Annotated in this window: 12 protein-coding genes and 1 tRNA gene; all 13 read left to right on the forward strand. The window is 37.9% G+C overall.

Going from position 1 to position 18,690, the window contains the following annotated elements; genetic code table 11:
* Nucleotides 1-51 precede the first annotated feature (51 nt).
* The 13 genes from BWR56_RS02625 to BWR56_RS02690 all read left to right on the forward strand — a co-directional run bounded on the left by BWR56_RS02625 (nucleotide 52) and on the right by BWR56_RS02690 (nucleotide 18,504).
* Nucleotides 52-137 (forward strand) — tRNA-Leu (locus BWR56_RS02625).
* A 393-nt stretch (nucleotides 138-530) separates the two neighbouring features.
* Entirely contained in the window at nucleotides 531-1,808 is a 1,278-nt protein-coding gene (locus BWR56_RS02630) for an ABC transporter permease (protein ID WP_001068266.1), read from the forward strand.
* Between the two features lie 12 nt (nucleotides 1,809-1,820).
* Nucleotides 1,821-2,468, forward strand: a complete 648-nt coding sequence (gene vex2 / locus BWR56_RS02635; protein ID WP_000173736.1) for an ABC transporter ATP-binding subunit Vex2 — start codon at nucleotides 1,821-1,823, stop codon at nucleotides 2,466-2,468.
* 50 nt (nucleotides 2,469-2,518) lie between these two features.
* Nucleotides 2,519-3,898, forward strand: a complete 1,380-nt coding sequence (vex3, locus tag BWR56_RS02640; protein ID WP_042902562.1) for an ABC transporter permease subunit Vex3 — start codon at nucleotides 2,519-2,521, stop codon at nucleotides 3,896-3,898.
* A gap of 141 nt (nucleotides 3,899-4,039) precedes the next feature.
* The gene (gene vncR, locus BWR56_RS02645) at nucleotides 4,040-4,696 is read left to right on the forward strand and encodes a response regulator transcription factor VncR (RefSeq protein ID WP_001166283.1); all 657 of its coding nucleotides are present in this window, start codon (nucleotides 4,040-4,042) and stop codon (nucleotides 4,694-4,696) included.
* On the forward strand, nucleotides 4,693-6,021 hold the full coding sequence (vncS, locus tag BWR56_RS02650) for a sensor histidine kinase VncS (RefSeq protein WP_076984415.1): 1,329 nt from the start codon (nucleotides 4,693-4,695) through the stop codon (nucleotides 6,019-6,021). The genes vncR and vncS overlap by 4 nt, the downstream gene beginning before the upstream one ends.
* Nucleotides 6,022-6,160: 139 nt before the next feature.
* Nucleotides 6,161-7,042, forward strand: a complete 882-nt coding sequence (locus tag BWR56_RS02655) for a class II fructose-bisphosphate aldolase (RefSeq protein ID WP_001018995.1) — start codon at nucleotides 6,161-6,163, stop codon at nucleotides 7,040-7,042.
* A 129-nt stretch (nucleotides 7,043-7,171) separates the two neighbouring features.
* Nucleotides 7,172-8,104: an alpha/beta fold hydrolase gene (locus BWR56_RS02660; RefSeq protein ID WP_196769370.1), complete on the forward strand. Its 933-nt coding sequence runs from the start codon at nucleotides 7,172-7,174 to the stop codon at nucleotides 8,102-8,104.
* Nucleotides 8,105-8,155: 51 nt separating this feature from the next.
* Nucleotides 8,156-8,701 carry a histidine phosphatase family protein gene (locus BWR56_RS02665; protein WP_001066186.1) on the forward strand — a complete coding sequence of 182 codons (546 nt, stop codon included), beginning with the start codon at nucleotides 8,156-8,158 and terminating at the stop codon, nucleotides 8,699-8,701.
* A gap of 319 nt (nucleotides 8,702-9,020) precedes the next feature.
* The gene (locus tag BWR56_RS02675; RefSeq protein WP_001240789.1) at nucleotides 9,021-10,013 is read left to right on the forward strand and encodes an ABC transporter ATP-binding protein; all 993 of its coding nucleotides are present in this window, start codon (nucleotides 9,021-9,023) and stop codon (nucleotides 10,011-10,013) included.
* A gap of 1 nt (nucleotide 10,014) precedes the next feature.
* Nucleotides 10,015-10,833 (forward strand): ABC transporter permease, encoded by an 819-nt coding sequence (locus BWR56_RS02680; RefSeq protein WP_000240154.1) that lies wholly within the window; start codon nucleotides 10,015-10,017, stop codon nucleotides 10,831-10,833.
* A gap of 1 nt (nucleotide 10,834) precedes the next feature.
* On the forward strand, nucleotides 10,835-11,620 hold the full coding sequence (locus BWR56_RS02685; RefSeq protein ID WP_076984418.1) for an ABC transporter permease: 786 nt from the start codon (nucleotides 10,835-10,837) through the stop codon (nucleotides 11,618-11,620).
* Between the two features lie 431 nt (nucleotides 11,621-12,051).
* Nucleotides 12,052-18,504, forward strand: a complete 6,453-nt coding sequence (locus BWR56_RS02690) for a S8 family peptidase (RefSeq protein WP_076984419.1) — start codon at nucleotides 12,052-12,054, stop codon at nucleotides 18,502-18,504.
* The last annotated feature ends 186 nt before the right edge of the window (nucleotides 18,505-18,690 follow it).

The raw sequence follows: 18,690 nt of genomic DNA on the forward strand, positions 1-18,690 counted from the left end.
AAAAGTGTTGACAAAGATTTTGAAAGTTGATATACTAGTAAAGTAATCGACGCGGGGATGGCGGAATTGGCAGACGCGCAGGACTAAGGATCCTGTGACCGCTTTAGGTCGTGAGGGTTCAAGTCCCTCTCTCCGCATAGGGTAAGAGTTAGCTTTGGCTAGCTCTTTTTGTTTTTACAAAGAAGATTAGAGGCTACGTTTCCTATATCGAATAATATTGGTATCAAGAACAGTCATTGTATCAGAACATTTAAACTGAGTTTTCCATTTCATTCTATCAAGAATATCCTCAAACACAAGTCAGAAAATGAAGAACTTAGGAGATGGAAAAATACTAATCAGAAAGATGTGACTATCATTTTTAAAATGAAGTAGATTTTTGATTGGTACTATTTATCCTTATATATGAAGGAAAGTTAGCGTTTGCTAGCTTTTTTGTTTTTTCAAAAAATAAATCAAAAAAAATTTTTGATTTCATAAACATTTCATATTTGGATTTTATAATAGTCTTACAAATATGGAGGTGACAAATGAATCCAATCCAAAGAGCTTGGGCTTATGTCAGCAGAAAACGACTGAGAAGTTTTATTTTATTTCTGATTTTATTTGTCCTTTTAGCAGGAATGTCAGCCTGTTTGACTCTGATGAAGTCCAACAAAACAGTAGAAAGCAATCTTTACAAATCACTCAACACATCTTTTTCTATCAAAAAGATAGAAAATGGACAGACCTTCAAGTTGTCTGACCTTGCATCCGTGAGCAAGATTAAGGGACTGGAAAATGTCTCTCCTGAACTTGAGACGGTCGCAAAACTGAAAGACAAGGAAGCGGTGAGTGGTGAGCAGAGCGTAGAACGTGATGATTTGTCAGCTGCAGACAAGAACTTGGTTAGCTTAACGGCTCTCGAGGATTCATCCAAGGATGTCACCTTTACCAGTTCGGCTTTCAATCTAAAAGAAGGGCGACACCTTCAAAAAGGGGACTCCAAGAAAATCCTGATCCACGAAGAGTTGGCCAAGAAGAATGGTCTTTCGCTTCACGACAAGATTCGCTTGGATGCTGGTCAGTCCGAAGCTGGAAAGGGGCAAACAGTAGAGTTTGAAATTGTCGGCATCTTTTCTGGTAAAAAACAAGAAAAGTTCACAGGCTTGTCTTCCGACTTCAGTGAAAACCAGGTCTTTACAGACTATGAAAGCAGCCAAACCCTTCTGGGAAATAGTGAACCGCAAGTCAGTGCAGCGCGCTTCTATGTAGAAAATCCTAAGGAAATGGACGGACTCATGAAGCAGGTAGAAAACTTGGCTTTAGAAAGTCAAGGTTACCAAGTTGAGAAGGAAAACAAGGCCTTTGAACAAATTAAAGACTCAGTGGCAACCTTCCAAACCTTCCTCACCATCTTCCTTTATGGGATGTTGATAGCTGGAGCAGGAGCTTTGATTTTGGTCTTGTCCCTCTGGTTGAGAGAAAGGGTCTACGAAGTGGGGATTCTACTCGCACTTGGAAAAGGCAAGAGTTCAATCTTCCTACAATTCTGTTTAGAAGTGGTGTTGGTATCTCTTGGAGCTTTGCTTCCAGCATTTGTTGCAGGAAATGCCATCACATCCTATCTACTCCAAACTGTACTAGCCAGTGGAGATCAGGCAACCTTACAGGACACTCTGGCCAAAGCAAGTGGTCTATCAACCAGTCTCCTATCCTTTGCAGAATCCTATGTCTTTCTGCTCCTGATTGGTTGCTTGTCTGTAGCCCTTTGTTTCGTATTTCTATTTAGAAAATCGCCGAAAGAAATTTTATCATCTATTAGTTAAGAAGGAGAAATCATGACTTTATTACAATTGCAAGATGTTACCTACCGTTATAAGAACACTGCTGAAGCAGTTTTATATCAGATCAAGTATAATTTTGAACCCGGAAAATTTTATAGTATCATTGGTGAGTCAGGAGCAGGAAAATCCACTCTCTTGTCCCTACTGGCTGGTCTAGATAGTCCTGTCGAGGGTTCTATCCTTTTCCAAGGAGAGGACATTCGGAATAAGGGATATTCTTACCATCGCATGCACCATATTTCCCTGGTCTTTCAAAATTATAACTTGATAGATTATCTTTCTCCGCTGGAAAATATCCGCTTGGTCAACAAAAAAGCAAGCAAGGATACACTTCTTGAGCTTGGTTTGGATGAAAGTCAGATCAAGCGGAACGTTCTCCAGTTATCAGGTGGTCAACAGCAACGTGTAGCCATCGCTCGCAGTTTAGTATCAGAAGCTCCAGTTATTCTAGCTGATGAGCCAACAGGAAATCTGGACCCTAAAACTGCCGGAGATATTATCGAACTGCTCAAATCACTTGCCGAGAAAACAGGTAAATGTGTGATCGTCGTCACCCACAGTAAAGAAGTGGCACAAGCGTCAGATATTACACTTGAATTGAAGAATAAGAAATTAACTGAAACTCGCAATACTACAAAATAAGATGAGCTTGTTTTGATAGAATTATGAAATCAAATCTAGAAAGGGAACCTATGTTACACAACGCATTTGCCTATGTTACAAGGAAGTTTTTCAAATCGATTGTTATCTTCCTGATTATTCTCCTCATGGCGAGCTTGAGTTTGGTCGGTTTGTCGATCAAGGGAGCTACTGCCAAGGCTTCTCAGGAGACCTTTAAAAATATCACCAATAGCTTCTCCATGCAAATCAATCGTCGCGTCAATCAAGGAACGCCACGTGGTTCTGGGAATATCAAGGGTGAGGATATCAAAAAAATCACCGAAAATAAGGCCATCGAGTCTTATGTTAAACGCATCAACGCCATCGGAGATTTGACTGGATACGACCTCATCGAAACGCCAGAAACCAAGAAAAATCTCACTGCTGACCGAGCAAAACGGTTTGGAAGTAGTTTGATGATTACAGGTGTCAATGACTCCTCTAAAGAAGACAAGTTTGTCTCTGGCTCATATAAGCTGGTTGAAGGTGAGCACCTAACCAACGACGACAAGGACAAGATCCTCATGCACAAGGACTTGGCAGCCAAACACGGTTGGAAAGTCGGAGATAAGGTCAAATTGGACTCTAATGTCTACGATGCAGACAATGAAAAAGGGGCTAAGGAAACAGTCGAAGTGACAATCAAGGGACTCTTTGATGGGCACAATAAGTCGGCAGTAACCTACTCACAAGAGCTCTATGAAAACACAGCTATCACAGACATTCACACTGCTGCAAAACTTTATGGATACACAGAAGACACAGCTATTTATGGGGACGCAACCTTCTTTGTAACAGCGGACAAGAACTTGGATGACGTCATGAAAGAGTTGAATGGTATCAGCGGTATCAACTGGAAGAGCTACACACTTGTGAAGAGCTCCTCTAACTACCCAGCTCTAGAGCAATCCATCTCTGGTATGTACAAGATGGCCAACCTCCTCTTCTGGGGTAGCTTGAGCTTCTCAGTTCTTCTCCTTGCACTCTTGCTCAGTCTTTGGATCAACGCCCGTCGCAAGGAAGTGGGAATTCTCCTCTCTATCGGTCTCAAGCAGGCAAGTATCTTGGGGCAATTTATCACCGAATCGATCCTGATTGCCATCCCTGCTCTTGTTTCTGCTTACTTCCTAGCCAACTACACAGCTCGTGCAATCGGAAATACTGTTCTTGCCAATGTCACTTCAGGTGTTGCCAAGCAAGCCAGCAAGGCGGCTCAAGCTTCTAACCTTGGTGGTGGTGCAGAAGTAGATGGCTTTAGCAAGACCTTGTCGAGCCTAGATATTTCCATTCAGACATCAGACTTTATCATCGTCTTTGTCCTTGCTTTAGTTCTAGTCGTTCTTGTTATGGCGCTTGCTTCAAGCAATCTCCTCAGAAAACAACCAAAAGAGCTCTTGCTCGATAGCGAATAAAAAACTTGCTACCTATTCTCCCCTAAATGGGGTATAATATAGGTAGCATTTTTATCTATTTCGCCTTGATAGGAAGTGGTTTTATCAGGATGAAATAGAGAGATTTACAAGAAATTTAAAGGAATGTGAAACGTTTTTTCTATGCAAATTTTAATTGTAGAAGATGAAGAGATGATCCGTGAGGGAATCAGTGACTATTTGACGGATTGTGGTTATGAAACCATTGAGGCTGCGGACGGTCAAGAAGCTCTGGAAAAATTTTCCAGCCATGAAGTTGCTCTAGTACTGCTGGATATCCAGATGCCCAAGCTTAATGGCTTAGAAGTCCTAGCCGAGATTCGTAAGACCAGTCAGGTTCCTGTCTTGATGTTGACCGCCTTTCAGGATGAAGAATACAAGATGAGTGCTTTTGCTTCGCTAGCAGACGGTTATCTGGAAAAGCCCTTTTCTCTCTCCCTTTTAAAAGTAAGGGTGGACGCGATTTTCAAGCGCTACTACGATACAGGACGAGTCTTCTCTTATAAAGATACCAAGGTGGACTTTGAGAGTTACAGTGCAAGCCTCGCAGGTCAAGAAGTGGCCATTAATGCCAAAGAGTTGGAAATTCTGGACTATCTGGTGAAAAATGAAGGACGGGCATTGACTCGTTCTCAGATTATCGATGCTGTCTGGAAGGCGACAGATGAGGTTCCCTTTGATCGTGTCATTGATGTCTATATCAAGGAACTGCGGAAAAAGCTAGACTTGGATTGTATCCTCACGGTGCGCAATGTTGGTTATAAATTGGAGCGAAAATGAAACGAACAGGTTTGTTTACAAAGATATTTATCTATACCTTCTCGATTTTTAGTGTTCTGGTTATTTGTCTTCATTTAGCCATTTATTTTCTCTTTCCCTCTACTTATCTGAGCCATCGTCAGGAAACCATTGGCCAGAAAGCGACTGCTATTGCCCAATCCCTAGACGGAAAAGATAGGCAAAGCATCGAGCAAGTGTTGGACTTGTATTCCCAGAGCAGTGATATCAAAGGAGCTGTCAAGGGAGAGATGACCGAGGACAAGTTAGAAGTCAAGGACAATCTTCCTCTGGATACGGAACGTCAAACTACTTCCCTTTTTATTGAGGAGCGTGAGGTGAAAACGCAAGATGGTAGCACCATGACTCTCCAATTTCTAGCTTCAATGGACTTGCAAAAGGAAGCAGAGCAGATTAGTCTCCAGTTTCTTCCCTATACTTTGTTGGCATCCTTTCTGATTTCTCTTTTGGTGGCCTACATCTACGCTCGGACCATTGTTGCCCCGATTTTGGAAATCAAGCGGGTGACCCGTCGGATGATGGATTTGGATGCCCAAGTGCGATTGCGCGTGGATTCTAAGGATGAGATTGGCGATCTCAAGGAACAAATCAATAGCCTATACCAGCATCTCTTGACTGTCATTGCGGACTTGCATGACAAGAATGAAGCTATTCTCCAGCTGGAGAAGATGAAGGTTGAGTTCCTACGAGGGGCTTCTCATGAACTGAAAACACCTCTGGCTAGTTTGAAAATCCTAATCGAAAATATGAAAGAAAATGTCGGCCGTTATAAGGATAGAGACCACTATCTTGGAGTTGCCTTGGGGATTGTGGACGACCTCAGTCACCACGTTCTCCAGATATTGTCTCTTTCTTCTGTTCAGGAATTGCGAGACGAGAAAGAAGAGGTTGACCTCCTTCAGATGACTCAAAGTCTGGTCAAGGATTATGCTTTACTCGCCAAGGATAGAGAACTTCAGGTAGACATTAGCCTAACTCATCAGCAGGCTTACATAAATCCATCTGTCATGAAATTGATTCTATCTAATCTCATCAGTAATGCTATCAAGCACTCTATTCCAGGCGGCTTGGTTCGTATCGGAGAGAGAGAAGGGGAACTCTATATCGAGAATAGCTGTAGTCCTGAGGAACAAGAAAAATTGGCCCAGTCTTTTTCTGACAATGCTAGTCGCAAGGCCAAGGGTTCGGGGATGGGACTCTTTGTGGTCAAAAGTTTATTAGAACACGAGAAATTACCTTATCATTTTGAGATGCAGGGCGATCGCTTGACCTTCTTCATACGTTATCCCAAAGTCACTCAGGACTAAGGAAAAGAAAGGGTTTACATTGATTGGATTGGAAGAAATTCAATCTAAAGTATGGGAAAAACTAGCTTTTTTTATCAAAAAGTGATAAAATGAACAATGTAAATGGGATGTCCCAAAAAATATATAGGAGGCCTGACAAATGGCAATCGTTTCAGCAGAAAAATTTGTCCAAGCAGCTCGTGACAACGGTTATGCAGTTGGTGGATTTAACACAAACAACCTTGAGTGGACTCAAGCTATCTTGCGTGCAGCAGAAGCTAAAAAAGCTCCAGTTTTGATCCAAACTTCAATGGGTGCTGCTAAATACATGGGTGGTTACAAAGTTGCTCGCAACTTGATCGCTAACCTTGTTGAGTCAATGGGTATCACTGTACCAGTAGCTATCCACCTTGACCACGGTCACTACGAAGATGCACTTGAGTGTATCGAAGTTGGTTACACTTCAATCATGTTTGACGGTTCACACCTTCCAGTTGAAGAAAACCTTAAATTGGCTAAAGATGTTGTTGAAAAAGCACACGCTAAAGGTATCTCAGTAGAAGCTGAAGTTGGTACTATCGGTGGTGAAGAAGACGGTATCATCGGTAAAGGTGAATTGGCTCCAATCGAAGACGCTAAAGCAATGGTTGCAACTGGTATCGACTTCTTGGCAGCTGGTATCGGTAACATCCACGGTCCTTACCCAGCAAACTGGGAAGGTCTTGACCTTGACCACTTGAAGAAATTGACAGAAGCTCTTCCAGGCTTCCCAATCGTATTGCACGGTGGTTCAGGTATTCCTGATGACCAAATCCAAGCAGCGATCAAACTTGGTGTTGCGAAAGTTAACGTTAACACTGAATGCCAAATCGCATTCGCTAACGCAACTCGTAAATTTGCTCGTGACTACGAAGCAAACGAAGCAGAATACGACAAGAAAAAACTCTTCGACCCACGTAAATTCTTGGCTGACGGTGTAAAAGCTATCCAAGCATCAGTTGAAGAACGTATCGACGTATTCGGTTCAGAAGGTAAAGCATAATCTAGCTGAACAATACAGATAAAACCTGCCTGCGAAGGTGGGTTTTTTGTGTCTGAATATATAGCGAATATACTGTAGAAGAACCAATCTTAAGTTGCTAAAAGGACCTATTTTTTGTACAATAATGCTATGAAAATACTGAAAAAATGGTTTCTTGGCATTCTTAGTTTCATTCTTTTGTTTTTACTCGCTACATTCATCTTTCACCGTATCAGTTTGGAAAAGGAAGAAGCCTCACTGACACCTATGGGGCAACAAGTTCTCGTCAATGGACATCAAATAAATGTTTACGTTGAAGGAGATGGTCTTGAGACTATTGTAGTTCTCTCAGGTGCTGGTATTGCTTCTCCTATATTGGATTTTAAAGAAGTATCGGAATCCTTATCGAAACAGTATAAAGTAGTCATCGTGGAGCGGGCGGGATATGGTTATAGTGATGATAGCAATTATTCAAGAGATGTGATGGAGGTTTTGTCTGAGACTCGCCAAGCTCTTTCGCAAGCAAATATCACAGGGCCGTTTATCATTCTGTCTCATTCCATGGCTAGTCTAGAGAGTTTGGCTTGGCAGGAGAAGTATCCTGATGAAGTGAAAGCCTTGATTGGTTTAGATTGGGCACTGCCGTCAAGTTATGAGAATTTAAAGGATAATCAGGCCTTGCTTACGTTGGCCTATTGTAGCAGTAAGATTGGGTTATTACGTTATTTCCCTGAGTCCTTTTATATAAAAAATCAAACTCTGATCGAAAGTGAACGAAAACAATATAAACTTCTAGCTTATAAGCAGTTGATGTCACAAGCTATGTTTCATGAATCCCAAACGGTAAAGGAAAATGCTAAGAAAGTTACTTCTAGCATCAATCCGAAAATTCCCACCTTATTACTGGTGTCTAACGGTGAAGGTACTAGCTTTAGCCAATCTGAGTGGCAACGTTATGCAGAGAGATTTGCAAGCGACCAGTCTAATGTTCAAGTCGTCTATATGGATGCGCCTCACGACCTCTATCATTATCAAAGCGATGCTATTGTTTCTCGCATTAAAGAATTTTTAGAGAATAATTGAGGGCTTAAAAATCCATTGAGACTGATGATAATAATTGAAAGGTAATGACTTATGAATAATTCTTATATTTTACTTAGACATGCTCATTCAAGATTTTCAAGTGATGATTTCAATAGAACTTTATCAGAAAAAGGATTCTCATCTCTTGACCAGTTAGATTTTTTGAATTCTTTTAATATTGATTATTATTTTTCTAGTCCTTATAAACGAGCATTTGAAACGATTAATAGCTCGCCAATTCAATTTGATAAAATAGTTCTTGATAATCGGTTACGAGAGCGAAAATTATCTTCAACCTTTATAAAAGATTCTGAGTTTGAAGACAGTATTAAATATTTATGGCAAAATCCTAGTGAATCTCTTTTAGAAGGGGAATCAAATCAAGACGCACTAGCTAGAGTACTAAATTTTTTAATGGAATTGGAAGAGAGATACTCAGAAAAAATGATTTTACTTAGTTCACACGGGAATTTGATAGGAATACTACTACATCACTTTGATTCCAGTTTTGATTATGAAAAATGGGAGCATATGACCTTTCCAGATTGTTTTCTAATTGATAGAGATGGGATTGTGAAAAGAATTTTGAAAGATTAGTTCGTTGATTAAATAGTGAATCATATTGATCAAAATAGTTTGCTTTTTACAACTCGTAACCTGCCCATCGGGCAGGTCTTTTTGGTGTTTTAAGGAAACTATTAAACCAGAATTTTGGATTTAAAATAGCATTTTAAGAGTGAAATCTCTAATTTCATAATCTGTAGGCAAACGCTTGCATTCCGTTTTTTATTGGACTATAATAGGTTGGTATAAAGCCTTCTGTAAGAATAACAATTAGAAAGTTTAGAAAGTAAGGACTTAGAATATTTGTAGTCAAAAATACAATGTTGCTATTCCTTGCGATAGGGAGATAGATATGGCAATGATAGAAGTGGAACATCTTCAGAAAAATTTTGTGAAGACTGTTAAGGAACCAGGCTTGAAAGGGGCTTTGCGCTCCTTTATTCATCCTGAAAAGCAGACCTTTGAAGCGGTCAAGGATTTGACTTTTGAGGTACCCAAGGGCCAAATTCTAGGTTTTATCGGCGCAAATGGTGCTGGGAAGTCAACAACCATCAAAATGCTGACAGGGATTTTAAAACCGACATCTGGTTTTTGTCGGATTAACGGCAAGATTCCGCAGGACAATCGTCAGGATTATGTTAAAGATATTGGTGTGGTCTTTGGACAACGTACCCAGCTATGGTGGGATTTGGCTCTGCAAGAGACCTATACGGTCTTAAAAGAGATTTACGATGTGCCGGACTCGCTCTTTCATAAACGCATGGACTTTTTGAATGAAGTCTTGGATTTGAAGGACTTTATCAAAGACCCCGTGCGGACTCTTTCACTGGGGCAACGGATGCGGGCGGATATTGCGGCTTCCTTGCTCCACAATCCTAAAGTTCTCTTTTTAGATGAGCCGACCATTGGTTTGGACGTTTCGGTCAAGGACAACATTCGTCGGGCTATTACCCAGATCAATCAGGAGGAAGAAACAACTATCCTCTTGACCACTCACGACCTGAGCGACATTGAGCAACTCTGTGATCGAATTTTTATGATTGATAAGGGGCAAGAGATTTTTGATGGAACGGTTAGCCAGCTCAAGGAGACCTTTGGCAAGATGAAGACTCTTTCCTTTGAACTGCTACCAGGTCAAAGTCATCTCCTTTCTCACTATGAAGGCCTGCCTGATATGACCATTGATAGACAAGGAAATAGCCTCAATATTGAATTTGATAGTTCCCGCTACCAGTCAGCTGATATTATCAAGCAAACCCTGTCTGATTTTGAAATTCGCGATTTGAAGATGTTGGATACGGATATTGAGGATATTATCCGTCGCTTCTACCGAAAGGAGCTCTAAGATGGTCAAATTGTGGAGACGTTATAAACCCTTTATCAATGCAGGGATTCAGGAGTTGATTACCTATCGAGTCAACTTTCTACTTTATCGGATTGGGGATGTTATGGGAGCTTTTGTTGCTTTCTATCTCTGGAAGGCTGTCTTTGATTCCTCGCAAGAATCTTTGATTCAGGGCTTTAGTATGGCAGACATCACCCTATACATCATCATGAGCTTTGTGACTAATCTTTTGACTAGGTCGGACAGCTCCTTTATGATCGGGGAGGAGGTCAAGGATGGTTCCATTATCATGCGCTTGTTGCGACCAGTGCATTTTGCGGCCTCTTATCTCTTTACGGAGCTTGGTTCCAAGTGGTTGATTTTTATCTCTGTTGGACTGCCATTTTTAAGTGTCATTGTCTTGATGAAAATCTTATCAGGACAAGGAATTGTAGAATTGCTGGGCTTAACCATCCTTTATCTTTTTAGCTTAACTCTAGCCTACCTAATCAACTTTTTCTTTAATATCTGCTTTGGATTTTCAGCCTTTGTCTTTAAAAATCTATGGGGTTCCAATCTACTCAAGACTTCTATAGTGGCCTTTATGTCTGGAAGTCTGATTCCCTTGGCTTTCTTTCCAAAGATTGTTTCTGATATTTTGTCCTTCTTGCCTTTTTCATCTTTGATTTATACTCCAGTTATGATCATTGTTGGGAAATACGATGCCAGTCAGATTCTTCAAGCACTCTTGCTACAGTTCTTCTGGCTCATAGTGATGGTGGGCTTGTCTCAGTTGATATGGAAACGAGTCCAGTCCTTTATCACTATTCAAGGAGGTTAGTATGAAAAAATATCAACGCATGCATTTGATTTTTATCAGACAATACATCAAGCAAATCATGGAATACAAGGTCGATTTTGTGGTGGGCGTGTTAGGAGTTTTTCTGACTCAAGGCCTGAACCTCTTGTTTCTCAATGTGCTCTTTCAACACATTCCTTCTTTAGAAGGCTGGACTTTTCAAGAAATCGCCTTTATCTATGGATTTTCCTTAATTCCCAAGGGACTAGATCATCTCTTTTTTGACAATCTCTGGGCTCTGGGGCAACGTTTGGTGCGAAAAGGAGAGTTTGACAAGTACCTGACGCGTCCTATCAATCCTCTTTTTCACATCTTGGTTGAGACCTTTCAGATTGATGCCTTGGGCGAACTATTGGTCGGTGGTATTTTGTTAGCGACCACAGTGTCTAGCATTGGTTGGACTCTTCCAAAATTCCTGATTTTTCTAGTCTGCATTCCTTTTGCGACCTTGATCTATACTTCCTTGAAAATCGCGACTGCCAGTATCGCTTTTTGGACCAAGCAGTCAGGAGCCATGATTTACATTTTCTATATGTTTAATGACTTTGCCAAGTACCCGATTTCCATTTACAATTCGCTCCTTCGTTGGTTGATTAGCTTTATCGTGCCTTTCGCCTTTACGGCCTACTATCCTGCCAGCTATTTCTTGCAGGACAAAGACGGGATCTTTAACATTGGTGGGTTGATTTTGATTTCCCTTGTTTTCTTTGTTATTTCTTTAAAACTCTGGGACAGGGGCTTGGACGCCTACGAAAGTGCGGGTTCGTAAGAGATAAGATAGGATGAGAGTTAAAAATTAAATATGTTACAAACAACCGTTGAAAATTATAGCGGTTGTTTTTGCATATTTATTTAAGTATAAGTTGTATCCATCCCCCCTTTTTGCGATTTTGGTAGTTATTCCGGTTAATTGATAATATTTTTGATGGTAGGAATGAGTTTATATTGTAGCCAGTTAACTATAATATTTATTGACTAGACTATTTGTTAACATGGATTAAAAAAAAAATTAACCTGGGTTAATTTTTCTTGACTTAAATTTTTTTAATTGATATACTGTTTTTCAGAGAGCTAACAATTATATATAAATGTACTACTCTACCCCACTAGATGATACGTCATAAAACTTTTTATAACAAAGGCTAGCAAGGTTAAAGTTTTCTATCTATTGGGTTTAAAATAAAAAATTAAGGAATTAAAATGAAAAAAAGTACGGTATTGTCATTAACTACTGCTGCAGTTATTTTAGCAGCATATGCCCCCAATGAGGTAATTTTAGCAGATGCACCTAGTTCTGAAGATGCTTTAAGAATTTCTGATAAAGAAAAAGTAGTAGCAGATAAAGAAAAAGTAGTAGCAGATAAAGAAACAGAAAACAATGAACAATCTGAAGAACTTCATAATGTTATAGAAACTTCAAAGGATACTGAGGAGAAGAAGACAACAGTTATTGAGGAAAAAGAGGTTGTTAGTAAAAAGTCTGTGATAGACAAAAAAACTAGTAACGAAGGAGCAAGTATCAAAGAAGACTCCAATCAATCCCAAGGAAATGATGCGGACTCATTTGTAAATAAAGATACAGAAAATCCGAAAAAAGAAGATAAAGTTGTCTATATTGCTGAATTTAAAGATAAACAATCTGGAGAAAAAGTAATTAAGGAACTATCAAATCTTAAGGATACAAAAGTTTTATATACCTATAATACGATTTTTAATGGCGCTGCCATTGAAACAACTCCAGATAATTTGGACAAAATTAAACAAATAGAAGGTGTTTCGTCGGTTGAACGATCACAAAAACTCCAACCAATGATGAATCATGCCAGAAAGGAAATTGGAGTTGAGGAAGCTATTGATTACCTAAAGTCTATCAATGCTCCATTTGGGAAAAATTTTGATGGTAGAGGTATGGTCATTTCAAATATCGATACTGGAACAGATTATAGGCATAAGGCTATGAGGATTGATGACGATGCCAAAGACTCAATGAAATTTAAAAAAGATGACTTAAAAGGCACTGATAAGAATTATTGGTTGAGTGATAAAATCCCTCATGCGTTCAATTATTATAATGGTGGTAAAATCACTGTAGAAAAATATGATGATGGAAGGGATTATTTTGACCCACATGGGATGCATATTGCAGGGATTCTTGCTGGAAATGATACTGAAAAAGATATCAAGAACTTTAATGGCATAGATGGAATTGCGCCTAATGCACAAATTTTCTCTTATAAAATGTACTCTGACGCAGGATCTGGGTTTGCAGGTGATGAAACAATGTTTCATGCTATTGAAGATTCGATCAAACACAATGTCGATGTTGTTTCGGTATCATCTGGCTTTACGGGAACCGGTCTTGTAGGCGAGAAATATTGGGAGGCTATTAGAGCATTAAGAAAAGCTGGAATCCCAATGGTTGTTGCTACAGGTAACTTTGCGACTTCTGCTTCAAGTTCTTCTTGGGATTTAGTAGCCAATAATAATCTGAAAATGACAGATACTGGAAATGTAACACGAACTGCTGCACATGAAGATGCGATAGCGGTCGCTTCTGCTAAAAATCAAACAATTGAGTTTGATAAAGTTAACATAGGTGGACAAAGTTTTAAATACAGAAATATAGGTGCTTTTTTCGATAAGAATAAAATCCTAACAAATGAGGATGGGTCAAAAACTCCAAATAAATTAAAATTTGTATATATAGGCAAAGGTCAAGACCAAGATTTGATAGGCTTGGATCTTAAGGGCAAAATTGCAGTAATGGATAGAATTTATACCAAGGATTTAAAAGATGCTTTTAAAAGAGCTACGGATAAAGGCGCACGTGCCATTATGGTTGTAAATACTGTAAATTACTACAATAGAGATAATTGGACAGACCTTCCAGCTATGGGATATGAAGCGGATGAAGGGACTAAAAGTCAAGTATTTTCAATTTCAGGAGATGATGGTGTAAAATTATGGAACATGATTAACCCTGATAAAAAAACTGAAGTCAAAAGAAATAATAAGGAAGATTTTAAAGATAACTTAGAACAATACTATCCAATTGATATGGAAAGCTATAATTCTAATAAACCGAATGTAGGTGATGAAAAAGAAATTGACTTTAAATTTGCAGCTGACACAGACAAAGAACTTTATAAAGAAGATATCATCGTTCCAGCAGGGTCTACATCTTGGGGGCCAAGAACAGATTTGCTTTTAAAACCGGATGTTTCAGCACCTGGTAAAAATATTAAATCTACTCTAAATGTTATTAATGGTAAATCCACTTATGGTTATATGTCAGGAACTAGTATGGCAACTCCAATCGTAGCAGCTTCTACTGTTTTGATTCGACCAAAATTAAAGGAATTGCTTGAAAGACCTGTCTTGAAAAATCTTAAGGGAGATGACAAAATAGACCTTACAAGTCTTACAAAAATAGCCCTACAAAATACTGCAAGACCTATGATGGATGCAACCTCTTGGAAAGAAAAGAGTCAATACTTTGCATCACCTAGACAGCAGGGAGCGGGACTAATTAATGTTGCCAACGCTTTGAGAAATGAAGTTGTAGCAACTTTCAAAAATACAGATTCTAAAGGTTTGGTAAATTCATATGGTTCCATTTCTCTTAAAGAAATAAAAGGTGATAAAAAATACTTTACAATCAAGCTTCACAATACCTCAAATAGACCTTTAACCTTTAAAGTTTCTGCATCAACTGTAACTACAGATGCTCTAACTGATAGGCTAAAACTCGATGAAACATATAAAGATGAAAAATCTCCGGACGGGAAGCAAATTGTTCCAGAAATTCACCCAGAAAAAGTCAAAGGAGCAAATATCACATTTGAGCATGACACTTTCACTATAGGTCCAAATTCCAGCTTTGATTTAAATGCGGTTATAAATGTTGGGGAAGCAAAAAATAAAAATAAATTTGTAGAATCATTTATTCATTTTGAGTCAGTGGAAGAAATGGAAGCTCTAAACTCCAACGGGAAGAAAATAAACTTCCAACCTTCTTTATCGATGCCTCTAATGGGATTTGCTGGGAATTGGAACCACGAACCAATACTTGATAAATGGGCCTGGGAAGAAGGGTCAAAATCAAAAGCGATGGAAGGTTATGATGATGATGGCAAACCAAAAATTCCAGGTACCTTAAATAAGGGGATTGGTGGAGAACATGGTATAGATAAATTTAATCCAGCAGGAGTTATCCAAAATAGAAAAGATAAAAATACAACATCTCTAGATCAAAATCCAGAATTATTTGCTTTCAATAACGAAGGAATCAACGCACCCTCATCAAGTGGTTCTAATATTGCTAAAATTTATCCTTTAGATTCAAATGGAAATCCTCAAGATGCTCAACTTGAGAGAGGATTAACGCCTTCTCCACTTGTATTAAGAAGTGCAGAAGAAGGAGTGATTTCAATAGTAAATACAAATAAAGAAGGAGAAAATCAAAGAGACTTAAAAGTCATTTCGAGAGAACACTTTATTAAAGGAATTTTAAACTCTAAAAGAAATGATGCAAAGGGCATTAAATCATCTAAACTAAAAGTTTGGGGTGACTTGAAATGGGATGGACTCATTTATAACCCTAGAGGTAGAGAAGAAAATGCCCCAGAAAGTAATGACAAAAAAGATCCTGCTACTAAGATACGAGGACAATTTGAACCGATTGCGGAAGGCCAATATTTCTATAAATTTAAATATAGATTAACCAAGGATTACCCATGGCAGGTTTCCTATATTCCTGTAAAAATTGATAACACCCCTCCAAAGATTGTTTCAATTGATTTTTCAAACCCTGAAAAAATTAAGTTAATTACAAAGGATACTTATCACAAGGTCAAAGAGCAATACAAGAATGAAACGCTATTTGCGAGAGATCAAAAAGAACATCCTGAAAAATTTGACGAGATTGCCAACGAAGTTTGGTATGCTGGCGCCGCTCTTGTTAATGAAGATGGAGAGGTTGAGAAAAATCTTGAGGTCACTTATGCAGGTGAGGGTCAAGGAAGAAATAGAAAACTTGACAAAGACGGAAACACCATTTATGAAATTAAAGGTGCAGGAGATTTAAGGGGCAAAATCATTGAAGTGATTGCATTAGACGGTTCTAGCAATTTCACAAAGATTCATAGAATTAAATTTGCTGATCATGCTGATGAAAAGGGGATGATTTCCTATTATCTAGTAGATCCTGATCAAGATTCATCTAAATACCAAAAGCTTGGCGAGATTCCCGAATCTAAATTTAAAAATTTAGAAAATAGAAAAGAGGATAGTCTTAAAAAAGATACAACGGAAGTAGAACATCATCAAGAAAATGAAGAGGCTACCGAAGAAAAATCTAGCTTGACTATTCATAAAACTATTTCAACAATTAGAGATTTTGAAAGTAAAGACTTAAAGAAACTCATTAAAAAGAAATTCAGAGAAGTTGATGACTTTACAAGTGAAACTGGTAAGAGAATAGAGGAATACGATTATAAATACGATGATAAGGGAAATATTATTGCATATGACGATGGTAGTGCCTTACAATATGAAACTGAAAAACTTGATGAAATCAAATCAAAAATTTATGGCATTCTAAACCCATCTAAAGATGGACACTTTGAAATTCTTGGAAAGATCAGTAATGTTTCTAAAAATGCCAAGGTATATTATGGCAATAATTATAAATCGATAGAAATCAAAACGACCAAGTATGATTCACATTCAAAAGCGATGACATTTGATTTATACGCTAATATTAATGATATTGTGGATGGATTAGCTTTTGCAGGAGATATGAGATTTTTTGTTAAAGATGGTGATCAGATAAAAGCTGAAACTAAAATTAGAATGCCTGAAAAAAATAAGGAAACTAAAACAGAATATCCGTATGCATCAAGTTATGGGAATGTAATAGAATTAGGAGAAGGAGATCTTTCAAAAAACAAACCAAACAATTTAACGGACATGGAATCTGGTAAAATCTATGCTGACTCAGAAAAACAACAATATCTGTTAAAGGATAACATCATTCTAAGGGAAGGCTATGCACTAAAAGTGACTACCTATAATCCTGGGAAAACGGATATGTTAGAAGGGAATGGAGTCTATAGCAAGGAAGATATAGCAAAAATCCAAAAGGCCAATCCTAATCTAAGAGTCTTATCAGAAACAACAATTTATGCTGATAGTAGAAATGTTGAAGATGGAAGAAGTACTCAATCAGTATTAATGTCGGCTTTGGACGGCTTTAACATTGTAAGATATCAAGTGTTTACATTTAAAATGAATGATAAAGGGGAGGCAATCGATAAAGATGGCAATCTTGTAACAAATCCTTCTAAACTGGTATTATTTGGTAAGGATGGTAAAGAGTACACAGGAGAGGATAAGTCCAATGTAGAAGCTATAAAAGAAGATGGCTCTACGTTATTTATTGATGCAAAACCAGTAAATCTTTCAATGGACAAGAACTACTTTAATCCATCTAAAACTAATAAAATTTATGTACGAAATCCAGAATTTTATTTAAGAGGTAAGATTTCTGATAAGGGTGGTTTTAACTGGGAGTTGAGAGTTAATGAATCGGTTGTAGATAATTATTTAATCTACGGAGATTTACACATTGATAACACTAGAGATTTTAACATTAAGCTTAATGTTAAAGACGGTGACATCATGGACTGGGGGATGAAAGACTATAAAGCAAACGGATTTCCAGATAAGGTAACAGATATGGATGGAAATGTTTATCTTCAAACTGGCTATAGCGATTTGAATGCGAAAGCGGTTGGAGTACACTATCAATTTTTATATGATAATGTAAAACCAGCAGTAAACATTGATCCTAAGGGAAATACTAGTATCGAATATGCTAACGGAAAATCTGTAGTGTTTAATATTAATGATAAGAGAAATAATGGATTCGATGGTGAGATTCAAGAACAACATATTTATGTAAATGGAAAAGAATACAAATCATTTGATGATATTAAACAACTAACAGACAAGACACTAAACATTAAGATTGTTGTAAAAGATTTTGCAAGAAATACTACCGTAAAAGAATTCATTTTAAACAAAGATACGGGAGAGGTAAGTGAATTAAAACCTCATAGGGTAACTGTGACCATTCAAAATGGAAAAGAAATGAGTTCAACGATAGTGTCGGAAGAAGATTTTATGTTACCTGTCTATAAGGGTGAATTAGAAAAAGGATACCAATTTGATGGTTGGGAAATTTCTGGTTTCGAAGGTAAAAAAGACGCCGGCTATGTTATTAATCTATCAAAAGATACCTTTATAAAACCTGTATTCAAGAAAATAGAGGAGAAAAAGGAGGAGGAAAATAAACCTACTTTTGATGTATCGAAAAAGAAAGAAAAAACACAATCTAATTCAACTAATGATGTCAATAGTATTGTTTCTGATGAAAATGATAAAAACTTTGAAATTAACAAGAACGTTTATCTAAATGAACAAGGGAACTTAACTAATAAAAATACCAACATCAATAGTAAATCAACTAGTAACAATCCTAATGAGTTGCCAAAAACCGGAACAGCAAGCGGAGCCCAGACACTATTAGCTGCCGGAATCATGTTTATAGTAGGAGCTTTTCTTGGATTGAAGAGAAAAAATAAAGATTAAGACAAAAGCTATAGAAAAAATGGTTTATGTACTGAGATTAGATGGTGAGGTGATGACATAGTTTTGTGAAAATATTGATTTAGAAATATATTATTTAGATTTCTATGAAAATAGGAGATTTTAAAGAGATATATGTAAAAGCCTTGTCTCAGGACAGGCTTTTTCTAATGGAGATGGGTTCTGTTT

Origin of the sequence: Streptococcus oralis (assembly GCF_001983955.1) — a bacterium.
Classification (GTDB): Bacteria; Bacillota; Bacilli; order Lactobacillales; family Streptococcaceae; genus Streptococcus; species Streptococcus jiangnanensis.